Origin of the sequence: Synechococcus sp. CS-1326, from assembly GCF_025128115.1 — a bacterium.
Classification (GTDB): Bacteria; Cyanobacteriota; Cyanobacteriia; order PCC-6307; family Cyanobiaceae; genus Regnicoccus.
The window spans coordinates 22,945-44,111 of the sequence record NZ_JAHLYV010000019.1; the positions used below are offsets into that span (position 1 = coordinate 22,945).

The window sequence follows — 21,167 nt, forward strand, 5'->3', positions numbered from 1 at the left end:
CCTTGAGCAATCCTGAGCCCCACGTCCCTCGCCCACCGGAGCCGATCGCGATCGTGGGGATCGGTTGTCGCCTGCCGGGGGAGGTGGATTCACCCGCCGACTTCTGGCAACTGCTGATCCAGGGCCGTGATGTGATCCGGGAAGTGCCACCGGACCGCTGGGATCTGGCGCGCCATTTCGATCCCGATCCGCAGCGCCCGCTGCACCAGCACGTGCGGCACGGGGGCTTCATCGAGGCCATCGACCAGTTCGATGCCGCCTTCTTCGGGATCTCACCCCGGGAGGCGATCTGCATGGATCCGCAGCAACGGCTCCTGCTGGAGGTGGCCTGGCGCGCCCTGGAAGATGGGGGGCAGCCGGTGGAAGCCGTGCGTGGCCAGGCGGTGGGAGTGTTCATCGGGATCTCCTCGGCGGATTACATCAACGTTCTGTGGAGTTCCACCGAGAACTACGCCGTTCCCGACAACGAGCCCTTCGTGCTGCCGGGGAACACCAGCTCGATCGCGGCCAACCGTCTTTCCTATTTCTTCGATTTCAAGGGTCCGAGTTTCTCGGTGGACACGGCCTGTTCCTCGTCACTGGTGGCTGTCCATCTCGCCTGTGAGAGCCTCTGGAGGGGCGAGGCGGTGGCAGCCCTGGCCGGAGGTGTTCAGGCCCTGATCAGCCCTGGCAGCCAGATGGGCTTCTGCAAGGCCGGGCTGCTCTCCGCCGATGGCCGCTGCAAGAGTTTCGATGCCAGTGCCGATGGCTACGTCCGCTCCGAGGGCGCTGGAGTGGTGCTGCTCAAGCCCCTCTCAGCGGCCCTGGCCAATGGGGATGCGATCTATGCGCTGATCCAAGGCACGGCAGTCAATTCCGATGGCCGCAGCAACGGCATGGTGGCGCCCAACCTGCAGTCCCAGGTGATCTGCGTGCGCCAGGCCTTTGCCCGGGCCGGGATTGATCCGGCCGCCGCCCAATACGTCGAGGCCCATGGAACCGGAACGCGCCAGGGCGATCCGGTGGAGTTGCAGGCCCTCGGCACGGTGCTCGGGGAAGGCAGGCCCCACGACCAGCCCTGCCGGGTGGGCTCGGTGAAGAGCAACCTCGGCCACGGCGAAACCGTTGCCGGCATCACCGGGCTGATCAAGGCCGCTCTCTGCGTCCGTCACCGCCAGCTTCCGGCCAGCCTCCATTGCCGCAACCCCAACCCCGACATCGATTTCAGCGGGCTGAAGCTGCAGGTCCAGACCTCGCTGGAGCCATTCCCGCAGGCGGATCGGCCGGCCGTGGTGGGGGTCAGCTCCTTCGGTTTCGGCGGCACCAATGCCCATGTCGTGCTCGGCGAGCCGCCGGAACCTGCCGCGGCGAGTTCGCAACCCCGCCCCCCCAGGCCCCAGCCGCTCCAGTTGCTCTGCCTCTCGGCCCACTCCGATGTGGCCCTACGGCAGAAAGCAGGCGACCTGGCCAGCCTGCTGCGGGACCAGCCCGGTCTTCCCCTGGTTGATCTCTGCGCCACGGCCAACCAGCGGCGCAGCCAGCTGTCGCGTCGACTCGTCTGCCTGGCCCCGGATCACGCCGCTCTGCTGCTGCAGCTCGCTGGCTTCGCTGCCGGCGAGGAGCCCCAGGGGATCAGCTGGGGCCAGGCCGCCCGGCGTCCCGGCAAGCTCGCCTTCCTGTTCACCGGCCAGGGATCCCAGACCCTGGGCATGGCCGAGGGGCTGCTCCGTCACCATCCCGTCTTCCGGGCGGCGTTCGAAGCCTGCACCCACCTGCTCGACCCGCTGTTGCCCCAGCCCCTGGCCAGGGTGCTCTACCCGGCGGCCGGCCTGGAAGAGGCGGCCGCCTCCGCCCTGAACCAGACCCGTTACACCCAGCCGGCCCTGTTCGTGGTGGGCTATGCCCTCGCCCAGCTCTGGCAGAGCTGGGGAGTCCGCCCCGATCTGCTGATGGGCCACAGCGTCGGCGAAGTGGTGGCCGCCCATCTGGCTGGGGTGTTCAGCCTGGAAGACGCCATCCGGCTGGTGGTGGCGCGGGGGCGCCTGATGCAGGAGCTTCCCGCCGGTGGCGGCATGCTGGCCCTGCTGGCCACGGCCGACCAGCTGGACCGGTTGCTGCAGCAGCACCCCGAGCTCACCGTGGCTGCCAGCAACGGGCCCGCCAACACGGTGCTCTCCGGGCCGCTGAAGGCCCTGGATCGGCTTGAACTCCAGGCCCAGGCCCAGGGGCTGGCGGTTCACCGCCTGGCGGTGAGCCATGCCTTCCATTCGCCGGCCATGGCCCCGATGCTCGACGCGTTCGCGCAGGAGCTTGCCCAGCTTCGCTTCCACCCTCCCCGCCAGCCCCTGGTCAGTAATCTCACCGGCCGTCTGGCCGGTGAGGAGATCGCCCATCCCTCCTACTGGTGCGATCACCTGATCCGTCCGGTCAAGTTCGCCCGGGGGATGGATTGCCTCGCGGCCCAGGGTGCCCAGACCTTCCTGGAGATCGGCGCCCGACCCACCCTCACCGGCATGGGGCGGCAATGTCTGCCGGACCCGGCCCTGACCTGGTTGCCCAGCCTGCGGCCCGGTCTTGAGGATGTCCGGGTCATGTTGTCCAGCCTTGCCCAGCTGCACCTTCAGGGCCACCGGGTCGACTGGATCGGTTTTCACCGGCCTTTCCCTCACCATTGGGTGGATCTGCCCGGTTACCCGTTCCAGCGGCAGCGGTTCTGGTGGCCCGTCTACGGCCAGACCAAGGAAGCGGCCAGCCTCTGGCTGGATCAGCTTCTGGCGTCACCGGGGGAGGTGGCGGCCCGCTCCACCCCTTCTTTTTCTGACGATGGGCAGATGCGGCGGCTCGATCTCCCCGGTGGCCGGGAGCAGCGCTTCGAGACCGTGCTCCGGGCGGATCAGCCGGCCGATCTGGCAGATCACGCCCTGCGCCGCCAGGTGGTGTTCCCGGCCACCGGCTTCCTGATCGTTGTGTTGCAGCAGCTCCAGGAGGAGGGCGTCCCCCTGGCCATCAAGGGGATGGAGCTGGAGCGAAGTCTCAAGCTGCGTCATTCCCCGCTGCGGTTGCAGCTGGTGATCAGCGAGGGTCCGTCCAGCCGGACCTTTGAGTTTCACAGCCTGGAGCAGGCCGACTCCGGCCCCGGGCCCGTCGAGGCGGAGCGCCGCTGGAGCTTCCATGGCGGAGGCCTGCTGCCTGGGTCAGGCGATCCGGATCCGGCGCCCTTCGAGCCCTGCGCCTGCCCCGCCACGGCCGCGGCGGTGGATCTGTCCGGCTTCTACGCAGCTCTCGAGCGGATCGGATTGGTGTACGGCCCCAGCTTCCGAGGGGTGGTCGGGCTCCGGCAGGAGCTGGGCCAGGCCTGGGCCGAGCTGGTCCGCCCGCCTGGCGCCAGAGACTGGGCCCTGCTTGATGCCTGCCTCCAGGTGGTGGCGGCCACGCTGGATCCTGCCGCTGCGGCCGGCCAGGTCTTCCTGCCGGTCGGCTTTGATCGCCTCTGGCTGGCCCGGTTGCCGCTGCCGGATCGTTTGCAGGTCCAGGTGCAACTGGTCGCCAACGACGAGGCGGCCTTCGTGGAAGCCGATCTGCTGCTGCTCGATCCGAGCCTGGCAGGAGCGGAGGCCGTGATCGGCTGGATCGCTGGCTTCCGTCTGCGCCGGCTGCCCCGGCAGGCGCTCGATTGGCTGTTTCCCCTGCCGGAGGAGGCAGGCAGCGGGGGCGAGAGTCCTGCCGACTGGCTCTATCAGAGCGTCTGGACCAGTTTGCCGCCGGAGCCACAGCAACCAACACCCCAGCCGCTGCCGCTCCGCTCGCCCCAGGCGCCCTGGCTGGTGGGAGCCGTTGGGGAGCAGGCCGCCGGCTTCCAGGCCTGGACAGCCCAGCAGGGTGGTGAGGCCGGCCGGCTTGATCTGGGCGAGACGGTGCCAGGTCCGGGCCCGGTGCTGTTCTGGCCGGATCTGCGCACCCTCTCAGTGCAGGAGGCGCTGGAGGGTCTGCTGGTGATCGCCCAGCAACTCGGCAGCGCTTCCAGCCGCACCCCCCAGCCCCGCCGGATGATGGTGGTGCTGGAGGGGGAGGGTCCGGCCCAGGGCGCCCTGGAAGCCTTCAGCAAAACCGCAGCCCTGGAGCAGCCGCAGCTGGGCTGGAGCCGGCTGCGGCTGCCGGAGGATCGGGCCCTGGCGCCGGGCCCCGCTGACTGGCCGCTGCTCTGGGAGCTGGCGGAGCGGGAGGCGGCGATCCTCTGGCAGGACGGCGCCGCCCGGGTTGAGCGCCTGATGCCCCTCCCTGCTGATCGGTTCCGCTGGGCGATTGCTTCGTTCGGCAGCCTCGAAACCCTCTGGGCGGAGCCCGTGGCTGCCCAGGAGCCAGCACCGGGTGAGGTGCTGGTGGCCGTGGCGGCCACCGGCCTCAACTTCCGTGATGTGCTCAATGCCCTTGGCCTGCTGCGGACCTACAGCCGTCAGCTCGGGCTCGATGAGGAAGCCCGGGTGCCTTTCGGGGGTGAGTGCGTCGGCCAGGTGGTGGCCTGCGGTGAGGGGGTTGCCCCTGAACTGATCGGCCAGACGGTGGTGGCGGCCCTGGCCGTGGGCAGCCTGGCCAGCCATGTGTGCTGCCGTGCCGAACTGGTGGTGCCGTTACCGGCGGCGATGACCCCGGAAGTGGGCGCCAGTGTGACCACTGCCTTCCTCACCGCTCACTATGGGCTGGTGGATCTGGCTGGCCTGCAGCCCGGTGAAACGGTGCTGATCCATGCGGCAGCCGGTGGCGTGGGCCAGGCGGCATTGCAGGTGGCGCGCCGTTGCGGGGCCCGAATCCTGGCCACGGCCAGCGCCGCCAAGCAGGAGCAACTTCTGGCCCAGGGAGTGGCTGCGGTGTTCGACTCCCGCAGCCTCGCCTTCGCCGAGCAGGTGCTGGAGCACACCAGCGGCCGGGGCGTCGACGTGGTGCTCAACAGCCTCAAGGGCGACGGAGTGGAGGCCGGCTTCCGTGCCCTGGCGAGGGGGGGACGCTTCATCGAACTCGGCAAGATCGAGACCTGGAGCCGCCAGCAGGCTCGGGATCGGCGTCCCGATGCCCGCTACCTGCCCTTCGATCTGCTGGAGGTGGCGGCGGCCTCACCTGGGCTGATCCGGGGGCTTCTGCTGCAGTTGATCGAGCAGCTGGGTAACGGCCAGCTCACCCCGCTGCCGGTCACCGTCTTCCCGAACGAGCGCAGCGTCGAGGCCTTCCGGTTGATGGCCCAGGCCCGCCACACCGGCAAGGTGGTGATCAGCCAGCCCCCCCGACCGCCGGCCTTGAGGGTTGATGGCGATGGGGCTTACCTGGTCAGTGGCGCCCTGGGGGGGATTGGTCGGCAGTTGCTGCCCTGGCTTGCCGATCAGGGGGCGAAGGAGCTGGTGCTGGTGTCCCGTTCCCTGGCCGATCCCCCACCGCCTGCCCGGGCCCTGCTGGAGAACCTGGAGCGCCGGGGGGTGCGCCTGCATTGCCTGGCGGTGGATCTGATGGCGGCCGATGCCGCCGATCGATTGCGGCTGGGCCTCAACGGGCTGGAGCGGCCGGTGCGGGGCTTCTTCCATGCGGCCGGCCGGCTCGATGACGGCCTGATCGATCGCCAGACCCCGGCGCGTCTGGCGGAGGCTCTGGCGGTGAAGCACGGTGGCTGGAACGCCATCGAGGCGGCCCTGGCTTCGCAGCCGCTCGACTTCGGTGTGGCCTTTTCCTCGATGGCCTCGCTGCTGGGCTCCCCGGGCCAGAGCAGCTACGCAGCCGCCAACGGTGCCCTCGATGCGGCCTGCCGGGCGGCGCGGGGCCACCGTCTGTCGATCCAGTGGGGTCCGTGGCAGGGGGAGGGCATGGCGGCGGCGATGGCCGGGCGGGACCGCCAGAGGCTCAGGACCCTGGGTGTTGCTCTGCTGCCTCCTGCGGCCTGCCTGCTGGCCTTGGAACGTCTGTTGAACAGGAGCAGCCGTGGCAGCGTGGCGGTGCTGAACATCAACTGGGAGCGTCTGCTCCGCCAGGCTCCCCGGGGACAGCGGGCCCTGCTCGCCAACCTGCTTGCCGGTGGCGCGCCAGGGGCGTCATCGCCTGGCGATGCGGGCCCACCCGCCCTTCTGGCCGTGCTTCAGGCCACCCCTGCGATCGAGCGCCAGGCCGTGCTGAGAAGGTTTGTCCAGGAGCAGTTGGCCAAGGTGCTGGGTCTTGCGGAAGCGGAGCAGATCGATGCATCCGAGCCACTCTTCAACATGGGGCTCGATTCGCTGATGGCGCTTGAATTCAATGTGCTGCTGGAGAAGAATCTTGGTGTTTCCCTGTCTGAGTCGCTGGTCTTCGAGAAACCCACGGTGGATGATCTGGTGAATCATTTCCTGGTGGAAGTGCTTTTCCTGACGGAGTCATCGCCACAGCCTGCTGTGCCTGAGCCCTTGGAGTCAGTGGCTTCCAACCTCGCCTGGGATCAGAAGCTCGAAGAGGTGGCAGCGCTGCCCGTTGACGATCTGGTGCGACAATTGCGGGGTGAATAGGTGCAACCCTTGCCAGGAAAGATCACCCCTTCTCCATCAGGCTGCGCAGAATCTGCATCGATTGCCTGAGGTTGGTTTCGCTGAGTTCAAAATAGAGGGGACGCAACACAGCAGGCAGATCGGGATCGATCCTGATCTGGTGCTTCACCAGCACGCCCCCCTTCACAGGCGTGAGGGTCCAGTTGCCCTGGAGGCTGCGGATGCGATCACCACTGATCAGCCGATAACTCGTCTGCCGAGGCGGAGTTTCCGTAATGGCCAGCCGGGCCTTGATGCGCAGCCCGAAGGTGTAGGGGGCCTGATAGATCTGGTCTACTTCGAGTTTGCTGCCCTGGCGGCTGACCAACCTGGACTGCTTGATATCCGGCATGGCGGCAAATGTAGCCTCATAGTTGGTGAGCACTTTCCAGGCGTTCTTCGGGGTGGTGGCCACCACGATCGAGGCGGTGTACGAACCCTGGCTGCCTTTGAGAATGGGTTGGGAAGCTGGAGCAGCAACGGCAAGAGGAGAGCACGCTGATGTTGCCGCTAAGATTATCCCGAAGCAACGGTTGGATGGGAGGGACATAGGGTGGAAGAGGTGAAGGGGGCCGCTGGCGAGAAGGCAATGTTTGAACGAAGAATTTATTATATCAGCGGCTTTGATCGACGTGGGGCTTCTTATTATTACGGCTTGTTTTCCCAGCAGCTGAAGCGATTTTCAGATTTGACTGGGCGGGCACTTTCCGTGGGCTCTCGCCGAAGGGATGCCCTGTCGCTTCTGAGTCGCTGGCGAGTCAATGAGGTCGATCCCAGCAGCCAGGCTGGTTGTGATTTCGATTACTGTTTTTTGCATTGGGACGACATTGTTCGTCAGAGTTGGGAGCGCAATCCACTTCGTCTCCTTGGAGCTGGCTTGGTTTTGTATGGCGATCAGCTGATGCAAGGAGTGCTATGGCGGATCGCTCGAGGATCCTTGCCAGGAATCATCTGCTTCCTGTATCCTTTCCTGTTTTTTGCATGTGCATTTCTTTTGGCGGGCCTGCTCGGGTCACTGGCGTTTAGTGCCACAGTTCATCTTGCATGGCTGAAGCCAATTTCTTTGGAATTAGCCTCTGCAGTCAGCTTGACAATTCTCTGGCAAGCCTGGCTGCTTGCAGACCGGCTTGGCATTCTTTGGCTTTTTCGGTCGATGGCTTTCATCCATCAACTCGCAGTGGATGACCAGAGTGACCTGAAGCTACGATTGAATAAACTTGTGATGGCTATTCTTCAGCTTGAAGCTTCGGAACCCTCTGCGGAAATACTCCTTGTCGGTCATAGCAATGGCACGTTTCTGATGGCAATGTTGGCGGCAGAGTTGCGCCGACAACCTGAGTTTGCTCCGATTGCATCCCGGCTCAGCATGCTCAGTCTTGGCCAGAATCTGAGTTTGTTGGCCATTCAACCGCGGGCATTGTCCTTTCGCAGGGATCTCGTTGAGCTGCTCAACGGTGCGCGGCTACCTTGGCGGGATGTGAGTTCCATCGATGACTTCATTTCCGGGCGTGGGGTGGATCTTTACCTCACCTGTGGTCTGACAAAGCCCAGTCCCCCCTATCCAGATGTCGAGTTGATTTCCCTTGCCAATCGCCAGCGCCTCACCTCCCTCTGGCAGGTCATCAAGGGTCAGTTGGATCTCCATTTTGAATACCTCGCTACCCGGGAGCCAGAGCGCAGTGGTGGCTTTGATTACCTGGAACTCGTGCTTCAGCCGGTGGCGAGCACGGCGCAGGCGAGCAACCCACTGCCCTGATGCCTTGTCCCTTCGGTTTCGAGCCGGTTCATCCCCGCCCGGGGCCTTCCACGCCGAATTACCTGTTTCGTCTGTTGCGGGGCCTCCATTCCTGGTTGGGCCTGCTGAACCGCTGGGATTTCCAGATTCCGATCGGTGGGTTCGTTTCTTCGGCTTTCATCTGTTCCTGGTCAATCTGCCTGCGGCGGTGCGGCGGCTGATGGTGGAGCAAGTTGAGCAGTTCCCGAAGCATCCGATCACGCTCTGGGTGCTGCAGCCCCTGATCGGCCGTGCCATTTTCTCGGTGAATGGGTCGGAGTGGGAGCGGCAACGGCGGCTGGTGGATCAGGCTTTCCAGGTGGCCCAGTTGCAGCGGGTTTTTCCCCAGATGGAGGGAGCCACCAGCGACCTGATCGCTCGCCTCGACCGCCTCGCCGATGGCCGCAGCGTGGCGATCGATGCCGAGATGACCCTGGTGGCGGCTGATGTGATCGTGCGAACGATCCTGTCGCGGCCCCTGGCCGGCCCTGAGGCGGCGATGATCTTCGGCGACTTCGCCCGCTACCAGCGACGGGCCGGCCAGGCGGTGATGCTGAGCCTGCTGCGGGTACCCCAGGGCCTGCTCAACCGCTACCTGGCCACCCATGCCGGCCGGATCCGGGCCTGGATCCGGGCCGCGATCGAAGCACGCCTCGCGGCTTCCACCGCAGACCAGGCAACGAATGCCCAGGATCTGCTTCAGGCCCTGATCGAGGCCCGCGATCCGCTCACCGGCTCATCCTTCGGCCTGGAGGAGTTGCTCGATCAGGTCTGCTTCCTCTTTCTGGCCGGCCATGAAACCTCGGCCAGTGCCCTGGCGATGGCTGTCTATCTGCTGGCCCAGGTCCCAGACGCCCAAGTGCGTCTTCGTCAGGAGGTGACCGCAGCCCTGGCGGGCCAGGACGGCCCCCTTGGTTTCGAGGCTTTGCGATACTTACCCTACGGAACTGCCCTGTTCAATGAAACGCTTCGGCTCTACCCCCCTGTTTCCTTTTTCATGCGCGAAGCCCAGCAGTCCACCACCCTGCTGGATCAGCGCTGTCCGGTGGGTTCCCTGCTGACGATCTCGCCCTGGGTGATTCAGCGTCACGAGCAGAACTGGAGCGATCCGCATCAGTTCCGCCCCGAGCGTTTTCTGGCGGAGGAGGCCAGCGTGGAGGAGCGTCGCCTGGCCAGGGAGGCCTTCCTGCCGTTCGGTCTGGGGCCCCGGAAATGCCCCGGCGCGGCCTTTGCCCTGCAGGAGGCGTTGCTGGTGCTGGCTGAACTGGTGCGCCGCTACGAGATCCTGCCGGACCCCGGCCACCGCCCCGATCTGGTGGCGCGTTTAACCTTGCGCTCCGTGAATGGCGTGCAGGTGAAGCTGCGGCGGCTGTGATCGTGGCGCCCGATGCCTGCTGGCCCTGGTCGTCTGCTGCCTCCGGCGGAGATCGGCCGGAGCAGGCCTGCAGCACCCTGGTGGATCTCCTGCGCTACAGGGCGCGCAGCCAGCCGGAGGGGGTGGCCTATGTGTTTCTGCGCGATGGCGAGCGCCAGGAGGAGGCGATCACCTACCTCCAGCTTGAGCGGCAAGCCAGACGAATCGGCGCCTCGTTGCAGGGCCTGGAGGTTCATTCCGAAGCGGTTGGCTTGCTGTATCACCCAGGTCTGGGGTTCATCGAAGCTTTTTTCGGCTGCCTGTTTGCGGGCCTGGTGGCGATCCCGGTTCAGACCCCCCCTGGCCTGAAGCGGCTGGGTGGCCTCACGGCCATCCTCAGCGATGCCGGCACCCGCCTGGTTCTGACCAGTTCCGATATTCTTGAAGCACTCCATAAGGACCCCAGCAAGCACGACTGGGCGCAGTCACTGCGCCTGCTGGCCACCGATCAGATCAGTGTGGAGCCTTCCCCTGACTGGCATCCGGCGGATCCTTCCGTCAATTCCGCCGCTTTTTTCCAATACACCTCCGGCACCACCAATGCCCCCAGGGGGGTTGTGGTTTCCCACGCCAATGTTCTCAGCAATGAAGAGCTGATCCGAAAGGCCTTTCGACATGATCGAACCACGATTGGTATTGGCTGGCTTCCCCATTTTCATGACATGGGGTTGATCGGCAATCTGTTGCAAGGGCTGTACATCGGCAGACCCTGCATTCTGATGTCTCCCTTTCACTTCATCCAACGACCGCTGCGCTGGCTCCAGGCCATCAGTCACTACCAGGCAACCACCAGTGGTGGACCCACCTTCGCCTACGACCTTTGTGTTCAGAAGATTGGAGCGGCCCAGCGTGATCAACTGGATCTGAGCTCGTGGACGCTTGCCTTCATCGGTGCAGAAACTGTTCGTTCGGCGACGATTCAACGCTTTGCTGACACATTTTCAAGCTGCGGATTCAATCGGGACGCGTTTTATCCCTGCTATGGCCTGGCGGAAGCAACGCTGTTCGTCACGGGCAGCCAGGTTCGCCAGCCGGTCGTTGTGAAACAGGTCAGCCGAGAGGGGCTGATGGAGAACCAGGTAGTGGGCTGCGATGTGCCTTCGGATCAGAGCATCGGCATTGTGGGTTGTGGCCGGGAGGGGTTGGATCACCAGGTTCTGATCGTTGATCCGGTGACTCGAGTTCGATGCCCAGCTGATCGCGTGGGTGAGATCTGGGTTCAGGGAATGAGTGTGGCCAACGGTTATAGAAACCGCCCGCAGGAAACAGCCCAGATCTTTGCAGCCCGATTGGCTGATTCAGGAGTGGGACCGTTTCTGAGAACAGGAGATCTGGGTTTCATCCAGGAGAACAACCTGTTCGTCACCGGTCGTATCAAGGACATCATCATCCTCCATGGCAAAACCCATTACCCCCACGAGATCGAGCTGACCGTTGAGCACTGTGCTGACGGCCTGCAGGCTGGTGGTGGGGCTGCCTTTTCCCTGGAGAGAGAGGGGCGTGAGCAGGTGATCATGGTTCAGGAAGTGGAGCGAATGGCGCTCAGGTCGATCAGCCCCAGCGATTGCATCGAGGCCATCCGCACAAGTGTACTCTCCGTGCATGGGGTTCGCCTTGATGCGGTTGTGCTGATCAAGCCCGCCACGATCCCCCGAACAACGAGTGGAAAGGTGAGGCGAGATCATTGCCGCATGGAGTTTCTGGCCGGAAGTCTGGCGGTGGTGCGTGGTTGGCCCCAACCAGGGATGAGCGCTGAATGAATGGTCTGCGGAGTCCAGGGATGCTGGCACCCGCTGATGCTAAGTTTTGGAATGTGGATGCAAAACATTCTCCTATCGCAACTTGCTATGAACACTGAGATCACAGCAGAGGATATCAGCGGCTGGGTGATTGATTACCTTGCTGATCTGTTTCAGGTTCCTGCGGACACGATCGATCCTGCGCTTCAATTTGAAGAACTGGGGGTGGATTCTTCTCTGGCAATCGGTTTGACGGGCGACTTGGAGGAGTGGCTTGGCTGCAAAATCAACCCCACGTTGCTTTATCAGTACACCACGATCGAGAGTCTCAGTGGCGCACTCGCTGAGCAGATGGCCTCAGCCCACACCTGACGAGCCAGGTCATCCCGCTCTCCAGAGCAGCTTCGGCAGCACTCTGCAACGGCTTCAGAACAACAGGGTGAGCCGTCCACCCACCCGCACCTGGCTGTTGCCGAGCAGCTGACCGATGTCGAGCAGACCGGCGGCGTTGCTCACGTAAACGTCGACCATGGCGGAGTCGCTGGGAATCCAGCGCAGGGCGGCGGTGCCATTGGTGCCGGCTGAGTCGGAGTCTTCGTCTGCCACCAGGTTCAGTTCTGGAATGAATTGAAACCAGCGCCCCAGCTGCACATTGGCACTCAGGCCCAGGCCATAGGCGGTGCTGGTGCCGTTCCAGGCCACTTTGGGATTGGAGTTCAGGGCCAGCCAGGGGGTCACCTCCCAGGTGCCCATTGTTTCGAAGAACAGGTAGCCCTGCAGGCTGGCCGGGTCTTCGTTGCGTCCCACGGTGATGCGTCCACCACCGGAGAACGGGGCACCGCGCAGCTGGCTGAACAGCACAGCCTTGCCGCCGAAGCGCTGGTTAAGGCCATCATCGGAAGCGAATCGGTCGCTCAGGGGGGTGAAGGGATCAATGCCGTTGAACACCCCACCTCCCCAGAGCTGGAGCTGGAAATCGTTGGAGGCCGAATAGCCGACAAAGCCGAACAGGTTGCCCAGATTGTCAGCATTCGCTGAGATCTGCACAGAGCCTTCAGGGGGGACAACGGCGGTGTTCACCGTTACGCCACCAATGGCCAGACTGCGCTGGCGGCGGCTCAGGGCGATCGGCGGTGAATCTTCCGCCTGGATCGAGTAGACGAAGCGGCCTGTGTAGAGCAGTTGTTCCTGGCTGGGCAAGGCCAGCAAGGCGGTGGCGGGGCTGCCGCCGAAGCCATTGGTGATCGCACCCTCCAGGCTGATGCGTGGATTGAGGGCGTAGTTCAGCCCGGCTGTGTAGATCGGGACCCGGTAAAAATCGAGGTTGCGATCGAAACTGTTGGTGCCTGGCCCGAAGGGGACAAGGCCGGAGGCAAACAGGTTCAACTGGGGTGAGGGCCGCCAGCTCAACCCGGCGGCCAGGGTGATTGAGCTGCCGAAGAAGGTGCCGGCTCCACCCTGTCCGCCCCCCTGGCTGGCCGGAAGAAAACTGGCTCCGGGGGTGAAGCTCAGTTGCAGGGTGCGGCTGACCTGCCAGCTGATTGGAAGGCCGATCGAGCCGACGATGTTGTTGGTTTCAACACGCTTGTTGCTGTCGTTGAAGATGTTGGAAGAAACCGAGGGCCTGAAGGCATTGGTGCCCCGGCCGAAGTCGGAGCCGCCGCTGCCTACCGTGAACTGCTCAAGGGAAGCGGTGATCGCCAGGGCCCAACGCTCGCTTTTGCTCAGTTGCCACTGGGCTGCAGCACCGAACACCTCCCAGCGGTTGGCCGGTTGGATCGGTTTGCTCGGAATCCTGGCAAAGAGGGGGTCGTCCGCGACGCTGTAGAAGCCGGAGAGCTGCAGGCGCTGGGTCAGGCCGATGTCGCCGCGAACGTAGTAATTCTGGTTGCCGGTGCCGCTGGATTCCCCGCCCTGGGGAGAAGCGATCTGGCCATAGGCGATCTGCAGGCCCTCCGATTCCAGCTGATTGGCGGTGGGCACAGCCAGGCCAAGCCGCAGCAGGGGCAGATAACTGGCTGCCGGGGGTGGAAGGCTGCGAGCGAAGGCCAGGGCCTCATCCGCTGATTTCGGCGTGTTGTCGGCCTCGATGGTTTCAACCGCCAGCCGGGTGGTGGAATCGGAGGCGATGGTGGCGAGGGCGTAGCTGAATGGGGTGAGCGGATCTGTGTCGCCTGGATCCACAGCCACCCATTCCAGTTGCCGCCCGCTTGAGCTGGAGGCAGGGACTTCGTCTGCCGAGGTCCAGACCAGTTGTCTGGCCGGTTGGGGAATCGGCGTGCTGCCTGGATCCGGAGAAGTTGCAGGTTCGATCGGCGCGACGGGGGGGACAAGCTCCCAGAGCGGTCGGCTTGGGGTGGTTGCTTCTTTCTGGAACGGTTGGGCCTGGCCTGCTGAAGCAATCAGGGCGGAGATCACAGTGCAAGTGGCCCCGCTGATCAGCAGGAGGTGGCGAGGTGATGGCAAGAAAATCACCGATCGAGCCAGCCCATCAGCTTCCTGCCCCATTCTTTCCGTCTGGGATTTGCAGCCCCTGCCTTGAGCGTTCTGTCGTTCTGACCAGTTGCCGAGCTGGTGTCGTCAGTGCCGTAGTAGGCGTAAGCGGTTCGGTAGTCATGTGAACCATAGCCGTAACCCTTGCCATAACGGCCGTAGCCATAGCCATAGGCGTTGTCTCGTTGTTTCTCCTCCTTGATCGCATTGGTGAGAATGCCGAGAAGCGGGGCGCCGGCCGAGCGGATGCGCTCGATCGATTCGCGGGGCAAGGCTCGATCGACGCGGGCAAGGCTGACCAGCAGCACCATGCCATCGAGTTGTTCAGCCACCAACAGGGCATCGGCGAGGCCGAGCACGGGGGGGGTGTCGTAGAGAATCAGGTCAAACTGGCCGGATTCAGCCACCTGCCTCACGAATTCCGCCATCCGCGGTGAGCCGAGCAGCCGGGCGGGGTCGGGGGGGCGCCGGCCACTGGTGAGGGCAAACCAGTTGGCATAACCGGGCACAGGTTGAATGGCATCTTGCCAGCGGTCGGCATCGCCGCTGAGCAGGTTGGAGAGGCCGATCAGGTTGTCGAGGCCAAGCCGTTGATGCAGCTGGGGTTTGCGCAGGTCTGCATCCACGATCAGCACCCGTTGCCCCATTTCTGAAAGGGTTTTGGCCAGCAGAATGTTCACCAGGCTCTTGCCTTCGCTGGGCTGGGAGCTGGTGATCGAGATCGAGCGGAGGGGGCGTTCACTGTTTAGAAACCGCAGGCTGGTGTAGAGGTTCCGGAAGGCTTCCTGGTAGAAGAAGCGCTGATAGCCGATTGCTCTGCGTTTCTCCTCTGTCAACGCTTCGTTCTCTGGCGAAACGCTCTGATCCAGTTCAGCCAGCAGGAAGCGGCGGTCTTCGCGAACACCACGGAAGAAGGACACATGGGGCACATGGCCCAGCAGGGGCTGCTTGAGGTCGTCGCGAACCTCGCCGGGGTGGTGAAAGACGTGATCGAAGCGGTCACGGATCAAGCCGGCGGCAACACCGCCTACGAGTCCAAGCAGAAGGCCTAAAGCCATGTTCCGCTTGAGCGAAGGCTTGACAGGTTCTGGGGAGACATTTGGAGGTGACAGCACACTCCAGGGAATGCTGCGTTGAGCCAGCTCCAGTTGAAAGTTCTCCCGTGATTTGATGAAGCCGGCCTGGTTCTCCTGGGCGATCGTGAGACGCTGCTGGATATCTTCGAATTGCTTGATGAGGGCTGGCTGTTTCTGAAAGGTCGCCGTGAGACGAGCCACCTGATTGTCGAGCGATTCCAGTCGGTTTGCATTGAGGGTGACAGCGGATGCAACGGCTTCGAGTTGGTTGCTACGAAGCAGGGGAATCATCCCGTCTCGACGTGCCTGGAGGCCCCGCACCATGGTGGAAGATGGAGTGAAGCGGGCTTGGGCCTCTGCCAATTGCTGCTCCACTTTGGTGAGCTGCTCAAGAATCGCTTGACTTGAACCAGATACAGACAAGCCATCATTGTTGGTGGTCCCGCTGACATTGGCTGTGCCGATTGCCTCTTTGAATCCTTGGGCAGTGAGGGTTCCATTCTCGATTGAGGCGCTCACGGAGAGCAGTCGGGAGCGGTCAGCTTTAAGAGTTGCCCGCTGATTCTCAAGCTCTGCAAGCTGGATTTTCAGGGCAACACCCTCTTCGGTTGGCTGAAGCAGGTTGTTGGCTTCTCGGAACCGCGCCAGTTGGCTCTGAAGTTGATTGGTCTTAGCTTCAAGGGCTGGTGCCTGTCGATCCAGAAAGCGAAGCCCTTCGCTGAGACGCTGTTGGCGTTGATTCAGTGAATAGCGTAGGTAGGCTTGGCTGATTGCCACGAGCAGTTTCTGATCCTCGCTTGGATCGGTTCCAGTGATGCTGATCTTCAGAACACCTTCCGCCTGATTTTGTCTGACTCCACCCACGGCAATCCTGAGTCGGTCTGCGAGAGCTCCAGCTGTTGTATCGAACTTCTTGGCAACACTATCGAGTATTGCTGGACTGCGAAGCACTTCGATCAATGTAGGGGTATCCGTATTTGACGCGTTCTGGGATAGTTGATCAAAAACCGTTCCTGTGGTTAAATTGCCTTTTGTATCGTCGGACATCGGATCGCTGATTAACAAATCAAACGAGCCCTCAAAAACCGGTGAGAAAGTGCGTTCGTGGATCGTGGTCGCCAAGGTGGCTAACACGATCACCCCAGCAGTGATCGCCACGAGGCGTTTTCTGCGGCGGATAGCTCCCCAGATCTCTGAGAGGTTGATTTCCTCAGCATCTTGGGCCAAATCCTGGTTTTCAATCTGCAACCATTGGGTGCCTGGGGGGTCTGCCGCGGTGGGTTTGTCGACCGCTGGAACCCTGCCGCGAGCCGGTGTGGAACCTGGCCTAGGGATCAGGTTGGTCAATGCCTGCGCTTCAATATGGGCTTACCATACGGTGAATGGTCACGGTAGGGAATGGGCGTTGTTGCCTCTGCACAAACTGGCTTTAAGCTGCTGAAACGATGACTTTGAGGCTTTTCCATGCCAGGTATCTGCTTTTCTGCGTTCTGCTTGGTTCGCACTTCCTCTCGTCTGGGCTGTGCTTGGCCAAGGGGGCGGCGCTCCAAGACCTTGCTTTGGGAACCGATGTTCCAGAATCACCCCGCCCGCCCGCCGTGCCGCAGGACGACTCTTACATCATCGGCGCTGGCGATGGTCTGGATTTGAGGCTTTATGATGCTTCTGAGCTTTCGGGCCCCATTGATGTCCTCAGCGACGGAACCGCCAGCATGCCGCTGATCGGCAGCGTCCGACTCACTGGACTGACTTTGTCCCAGGCCAACTTTTGGCTCACAGGCCTATTCCGCCAGCAGATGAAGCGTCCTGATTTACTTCTTCGAGTTATTCGCCCTCGGCCGATTCGAGTTGCAATTGTTGGAGAAGTGCAACGTCCCGGCGTTTATTCTCTCACCACCAGTGAAGTGAGCCAGACAGAGGGTGCTCCTGCTACGACGATCAGCGGCCTTCCTACTGTAGTGGATGTCATCCAGAAAGCTGGCGGGATTACCCTGAATGCCGACCTGCGGAATGTGATACTGCAGCGTCGCTTGCCTGGTGAGTCACCGACATTCAAGCGCACCCGTCTTGATTTGCTGGCTTTGGTGCAGACAGGCGATCAACTTCAGAACCCGCTCTTATTCGATGGCGATACAATGCTAATCGAAAAGGCAGATCAGCCGGTTCGGGAAGCCATTGAACTCGCCGCAGTTAACCTTTCGCCACAGGAGATAACTGTGAACGTCGTGGGTGAAGTGAAAAAACCTGGCAGATTGCAAGTTGCGGCTAACATACCACTGGTTCAGGCGGTACTCGCAGCAGGAGGTTTGGAGTCTTGGAGGGCCAGTCAGAGCAAAGTGGAGTTGATTCGCATCAATCGTAACGGAACCGCCACCCGGGACGTTTTTACCATGGACCTAAGCCAAGGAGCTTCGAATGCCAAAAATCCCCCACTTCGTAATGGGGATACGGTGTTGGTCAATCGCAGCGGCTTTGCGGTGGCGTCCGATGCCATTGGCGCAGTCACCCAGCCACTCAGTGGCCTTGTCAACGTTCTTACCTTGTTCCGGCTCCTTAATAATAACTGATGTTCAGAATCAGCTGGGTACTCACTGATGCTTTGGCAGTAGGGCCGGCTCCGAGGGCTGAGCGGCATCTGGATCGGCTTCAACGAGAAGGAGTGACAGCTGTGTTATGCCTCGCTTCGGAAGAAGAGGCCCCCCTTCCTTCTGGAATCAAATCACGCTTTGCCTGGGACAGGCTTGTACTTCCAGACCATCGCAGTGAGCGCTTGGTGAGGGTTGACGAGATTAGCCGGGCGCTCGTACTATTGCATAAATTGCGTCTTACTGGGCCAGTTTTCGTTCACTGTGTTGCAGCGATGGAACGTTCTCCACTTATCTGCTTGGCCTGGTTGATCCGTGAGCGGAAGTTGAGCCGACATCAGGCTCTCGATTACTTGATGCAGGCACACTCGGGTACCAATCCACTGCCCACCCAGCTTGAGGTTCTTGACGAATGGATCAAGGTCTCCGCAATTTTGGATCCGGACGAACTGAATGCTGATCCAAGGCACCACTATCAAAAGATGTACCGTTAGCAAATACACACAATCGGCAAATCGATGTGATATGATCTTATTCAATGATCAGAGATAGTTGAGCTTGCGCTCCTTTCCGATCTTGGTAGACTTTATACGCACATTTTGTTTTGTTTTTTGAGATCAGCAATCTTGAGTTTTGCCAGTAATAATTTCTTAGGAGGGAGCATCTATTGGTTTCATGGCTTAATTTGATTAGGCAGTTAAATCAGATGAAAGATGTTGCGACGGGGGGCATATCCGTGTACCAGGGGCTCCTTTCATGGTCATGAGTTAGATTGAGTCCCATGCAGGCCTGTGGTTGCCAGGGTCCATCCAGATTTACGGCACGGAGGAGGAATGAAGGACCGCCCTAGAGGAAGCGTGCTGGCCTGATTGTTTCCGTTTCGGCCGCTGTGAGTGCAAGGAGTACGGACTGATTCATGACAGTCTCCTCAAGCGCTATTTATTCTGGAACAGCCGTCATCAGCCCACCCTTAGGGCCCCTACCATCCTGGAGTCTATGGAGTTACCGTTCAGCATATGCTTCTTCGCTTTCTAATTGGTGTGCCAAGCTAACATCCGAATCTTGTAGCTCTCTCTGAGGAATTGTTGCAGCTTTTACGGCCTCGCTGTGCCGACGTATCGAATCGCTCCACCGAGCCTCTTTGTAGAAAAAATGGTCGAGATGGAGAGGCGTCAACTTTCCTGGCAGAGGAGGACCCTCTTGGGATCGGCTTAAGAAGGCTGCACTGTTTTTGTCGTGAATCCGATGGTGACCAATTGGCATACAGCACAGGATTGCGATGAGGTTGGCGTGAATGCTTCAACTGATGTCAGTTGGCCGTTTCTTATTGATCTGCCTATGACTGTGCCGATTGGGCTGAAGATTATTCTCATTTGGGAGGGCTGAATGCTTACCCGATTGCTGTACAAACTGCGTCCAATATGGACCTCCCTTAGCCTTAGGCGGCGGCGGCAGTTGGTTGCTCTTCAATTGCTCAGCTTGCTTGCTGCGGCTGGAGAGGTGGCCAACCTAGGTGCCTTGCTGCCATTTTTGCGATTGTTGGCTGATCCAAGGGATGGGTTGAATGCTTTGGGGCCGCTGGCACGTCCCCTTCAGGCCCTGCCCAGTCAACACCTCTTGCTCATCATGGGTTTAGCCTTCATGGCCGTGGTGGTGCTCAGCACGGCGTTGCGTGTGTTCACCACTCATTCCCAACTGCGCCTGGCTGGCTTAATCGCAACCGATCTATCGGATCAAGTCTTTTCTGAGGTGCTTCGGCGCCCTTTCTCATGGCACCTTGAGCAGAACAGCAGTGCCCTGATGGGCCACCTCACCCATGACGTTGAGCAGGTTGCGGTTAGCGTCAAGGCACTATTGCTATTGGCTATAAACCTTGCTGTGGTGGTGTTGCTGGGGGGGTCGTTGGTAGCCCTAGCGCCAGGGGTCATGCTCGTAGTTGCCCCTTTGCTGGCAGTGTTTTACGCACTGGTGTTCCACTTCACGAGGGGTTCTATGAGGGTCGATGGACAGCGTGCCAGGGTTAATTTTCAGAGCAGTTTGCAGCTGGCCCAGGAGGCTATTGGTGGTATCCGTGATGTGTTGCTGGATCGGAGCCAGAATTATTTTCGTACAAAATATCTCAGCCGGGTTCTTTCGTATCGTCTGGCCATGGCAGCTAATGCCACCAAAGCTCAAGTTCCGAGGTACTTGATTGAAGGCTTCGCTGTGTTGCTCATTGTGGGTTTGTCCTTGAGCCTGGCCTTGAGGGGGCAGGGCATCGAACAGCAACTTCCCCTTTTGGGCACACTGGCATTGGGAGCCTACCGACTTCTTCAGCCGCTACAGCAATGTTTTAGTTCTGTAAGTACACTGCAGGCTAACCAGGCTTCTCTGGTACGTCTGCGTCCCTTCTTTAACTCTAATGTTAATCGCTTTGGAGACATTGATTCCCAGCCCCATCAACCCCTATCTTCAGTTAATCCAGGGTCTCTAGTTGAACTCGCTGGGGTAAGTTTTCGTTACAGCTCAGATACCCCTTGGGTTTTACGTGATCTGAACCTGGTTGTGCCTCCTGGAGAGCGCCTGGCTTTCGTGGGTACTACCGGCAGCGGTAAGAGCACCTGCAGTGATTTGATCCTTGGATTATTGCAACCTACCAGTGGTCATGTACTGGTCCAAGGTGAGAATCTGCACGGATCACACGGCATCGTTAGGGCCTGGCAGGACCGAGTTGCGCATGTTCCGCAATATATCTATCTTAGTGACGCGAGCTTTGCCTCGAACATCGCCTTCGGGATACCTGAAGACCAGATCGATCACTGTCGTGTTCGCCTTGCTGCTCAGCAAGCACGAATCGCTGAGATGATCGAATCCAGTCCCGAGGGGTACAATGCTCTTGTAGGTGAACGGGGTGTTCGTCTCAGCGGAGGTCAGCGCCAACGTATTGGTATCGCTCGTGCTCTTTACAAGCGGGCTGATGTATTGGTTCTTGACGAGGCCACAAGCGCGTTGGACAATCGCACGGAGGCTGAGGTAATGGGTGCCATTGAAGATCTCAGCCGCGACATCACGGTAATCCTGATTGCACACAGGCTTAGTACCGTACAGCGATGCGATCGCATCATCTATCTTGAACATGGCCAAATTATTGGGGCTGGAACTTATTCTGAACTTAAGATGTCAAACTCCCGTTTTGAGGCTTTGGTTACGGCGTCGGCTTCTAAATCCTCAGACTAGTTTGATAAATTCATTCTTTTCGCTATGTTAACTTGATTTTTCCAACCGTGGTAGCATATGCATAAATGATACATTGACAATCATATTTTGCATTGTCCTGCTTGCGGATGTTGGCGCTGCCAGCGTTGGGTTGACATGCATCTTCTCTGAGTGAATCCTCGGGCTAGTTCGAGTCTAGGAAGCCTCTCTCAAGGCGAACAGTAAATGGTGAGCGTAGACGTATGCGTTCAGGGGTCGTACCAAGCCTGATCTGAACGGCGAGCCTTGACAGGTCGCCGCCATCCGGTTGGATCTCAAGCAGAGATCGCTTGAGATGAACTCCGCTCCCACTGGCATCGCCGACAGCGACTGGGACGCG

General features: G+C 60.9%; 11 protein-coding genes. 8 read left to right on the top strand and 3 right to left on the bottom strand.

Annotation, left to right across the window (positions count from 1 at the left end):
- Positions 1–2: 2 nt before the first annotated feature.
- On the top strand, positions 3–6,494 hold the full coding sequence (locus tag KQ307_RS06755) for a type I polyketide synthase (protein ID WP_259727399.1): 6,492 nt from the start codon (positions 3–5) through the stop codon (positions 6,492–6,494).
- A gap of 22 nt (positions 6,495–6,516) precedes the next feature.
- On the opposite strand, the gene KQ307_RS06760 is transcribed toward KQ307_RS06755, so the two are convergent.
- Entirely contained in the window at positions 6,517–7,062 is a 546-nt protein-coding gene (locus KQ307_RS06760; RefSeq protein ID WP_259727400.1) for an SRPBCC family protein, read from the bottom strand.
- A gap of 3 nt (positions 7,063–7,065) precedes the next feature.
- Between KQ307_RS06760 and KQ307_RS06765 the strand changes: the two genes are divergently transcribed.
- Genes KQ307_RS06765 through KQ307_RS06780 form a run of 4 tightly spaced genes read left to right on the top strand, consistent with a single transcriptional unit; the run spans position 7,066 to position 11,811 of the window.
- Entirely contained in the window at positions 7,066–8,268 is a 1,203-nt protein-coding gene (locus tag KQ307_RS06765; RefSeq protein WP_259727401.1) for a hypothetical protein, read from the top strand.
- A complete protein-coding gene (locus KQ307_RS06770) occupies positions 8,195–9,661 on the top strand; it encodes a cytochrome P450 (protein WP_259727402.1) in 1,467 nt (488 codons plus the stop codon). The genes KQ307_RS06765 and KQ307_RS06770 overlap by 74 nt, the downstream gene beginning before the upstream one ends.
- On the top strand, positions 9,658–11,460 hold the full coding sequence (locus tag KQ307_RS06775; RefSeq protein WP_259727403.1) for a fatty acyl-AMP ligase: 1,803 nt from the start codon (positions 9,658–9,660) through the stop codon (positions 11,458–11,460). The genes KQ307_RS06770 and KQ307_RS06775 overlap by 4 nt, the downstream gene beginning before the upstream one ends.
- Before the next feature lie 57 nt (positions 11,461–11,517).
- Positions 11,518–11,811, top strand: a complete 294-nt coding sequence (locus KQ307_RS06780; protein WP_259727404.1) for an acyl carrier protein — start codon at positions 11,518–11,520, stop codon at positions 11,809–11,811.
- Between the two features lie 54 nt (positions 11,812–11,865).
- On the opposite strand, the gene KQ307_RS06785 is transcribed toward KQ307_RS06780, so the two are convergent.
- Together KQ307_RS06785 and KQ307_RS06790 are read right to left on the bottom strand one after the other, a co-directional pair.
- A complete protein-coding gene (locus KQ307_RS06785) occupies positions 11,866–13,629 on the bottom strand; it encodes a hypothetical protein (RefSeq protein WP_259727405.1) in 1,764 nt (587 codons plus the stop codon).
- Positions 13,630–13,910: 281 nt separating this feature from the next.
- Positions 13,911–16,355, bottom strand: coding sequence for a polysaccharide biosynthesis tyrosine autokinase (locus KQ307_RS06790; protein WP_259727406.1), 2,445 nt, complete (start codon positions 16,353–16,355; stop codon positions 13,911–13,913).
- A 98-nt stretch (positions 16,356–16,453) separates the two neighbouring features.
- Here KQ307_RS06790 and KQ307_RS06795 point away from each other — a divergent pair, with 98 nt between their 5' ends.
- The 3 genes from KQ307_RS06795 to KQ307_RS06805 all read left to right on the top strand — a co-directional run bounded on the left by KQ307_RS06795 (position 16,454) and on the right by KQ307_RS06805 (position 20,809).
- Positions 16,454–17,575, top strand: a complete 1,122-nt coding sequence (locus tag KQ307_RS06795) for a polysaccharide biosynthesis/export family protein (protein WP_259727407.1) — start codon at positions 16,454–16,456, stop codon at positions 17,573–17,575.
- A complete protein-coding gene (locus KQ307_RS06800; protein ID WP_259727408.1) occupies positions 17,575–18,087 on the top strand; it encodes a dual specificity protein phosphatase family protein in 513 nt (170 codons plus the stop codon). Before KQ307_RS06795 ends, KQ307_RS06800 begins: the two co-directional genes overlap by 1 nt.
- An 892-nt stretch (positions 18,088–18,979) precedes the next feature.
- A complete protein-coding gene (locus tag KQ307_RS06805) occupies positions 18,980–20,809 on the top strand; it encodes an ABC transporter ATP-binding protein (protein WP_259727409.1) in 1,830 nt (609 codons plus the stop codon).
- The last annotated feature ends 358 nt before the right edge of the window (positions 20,810–21,167 follow it).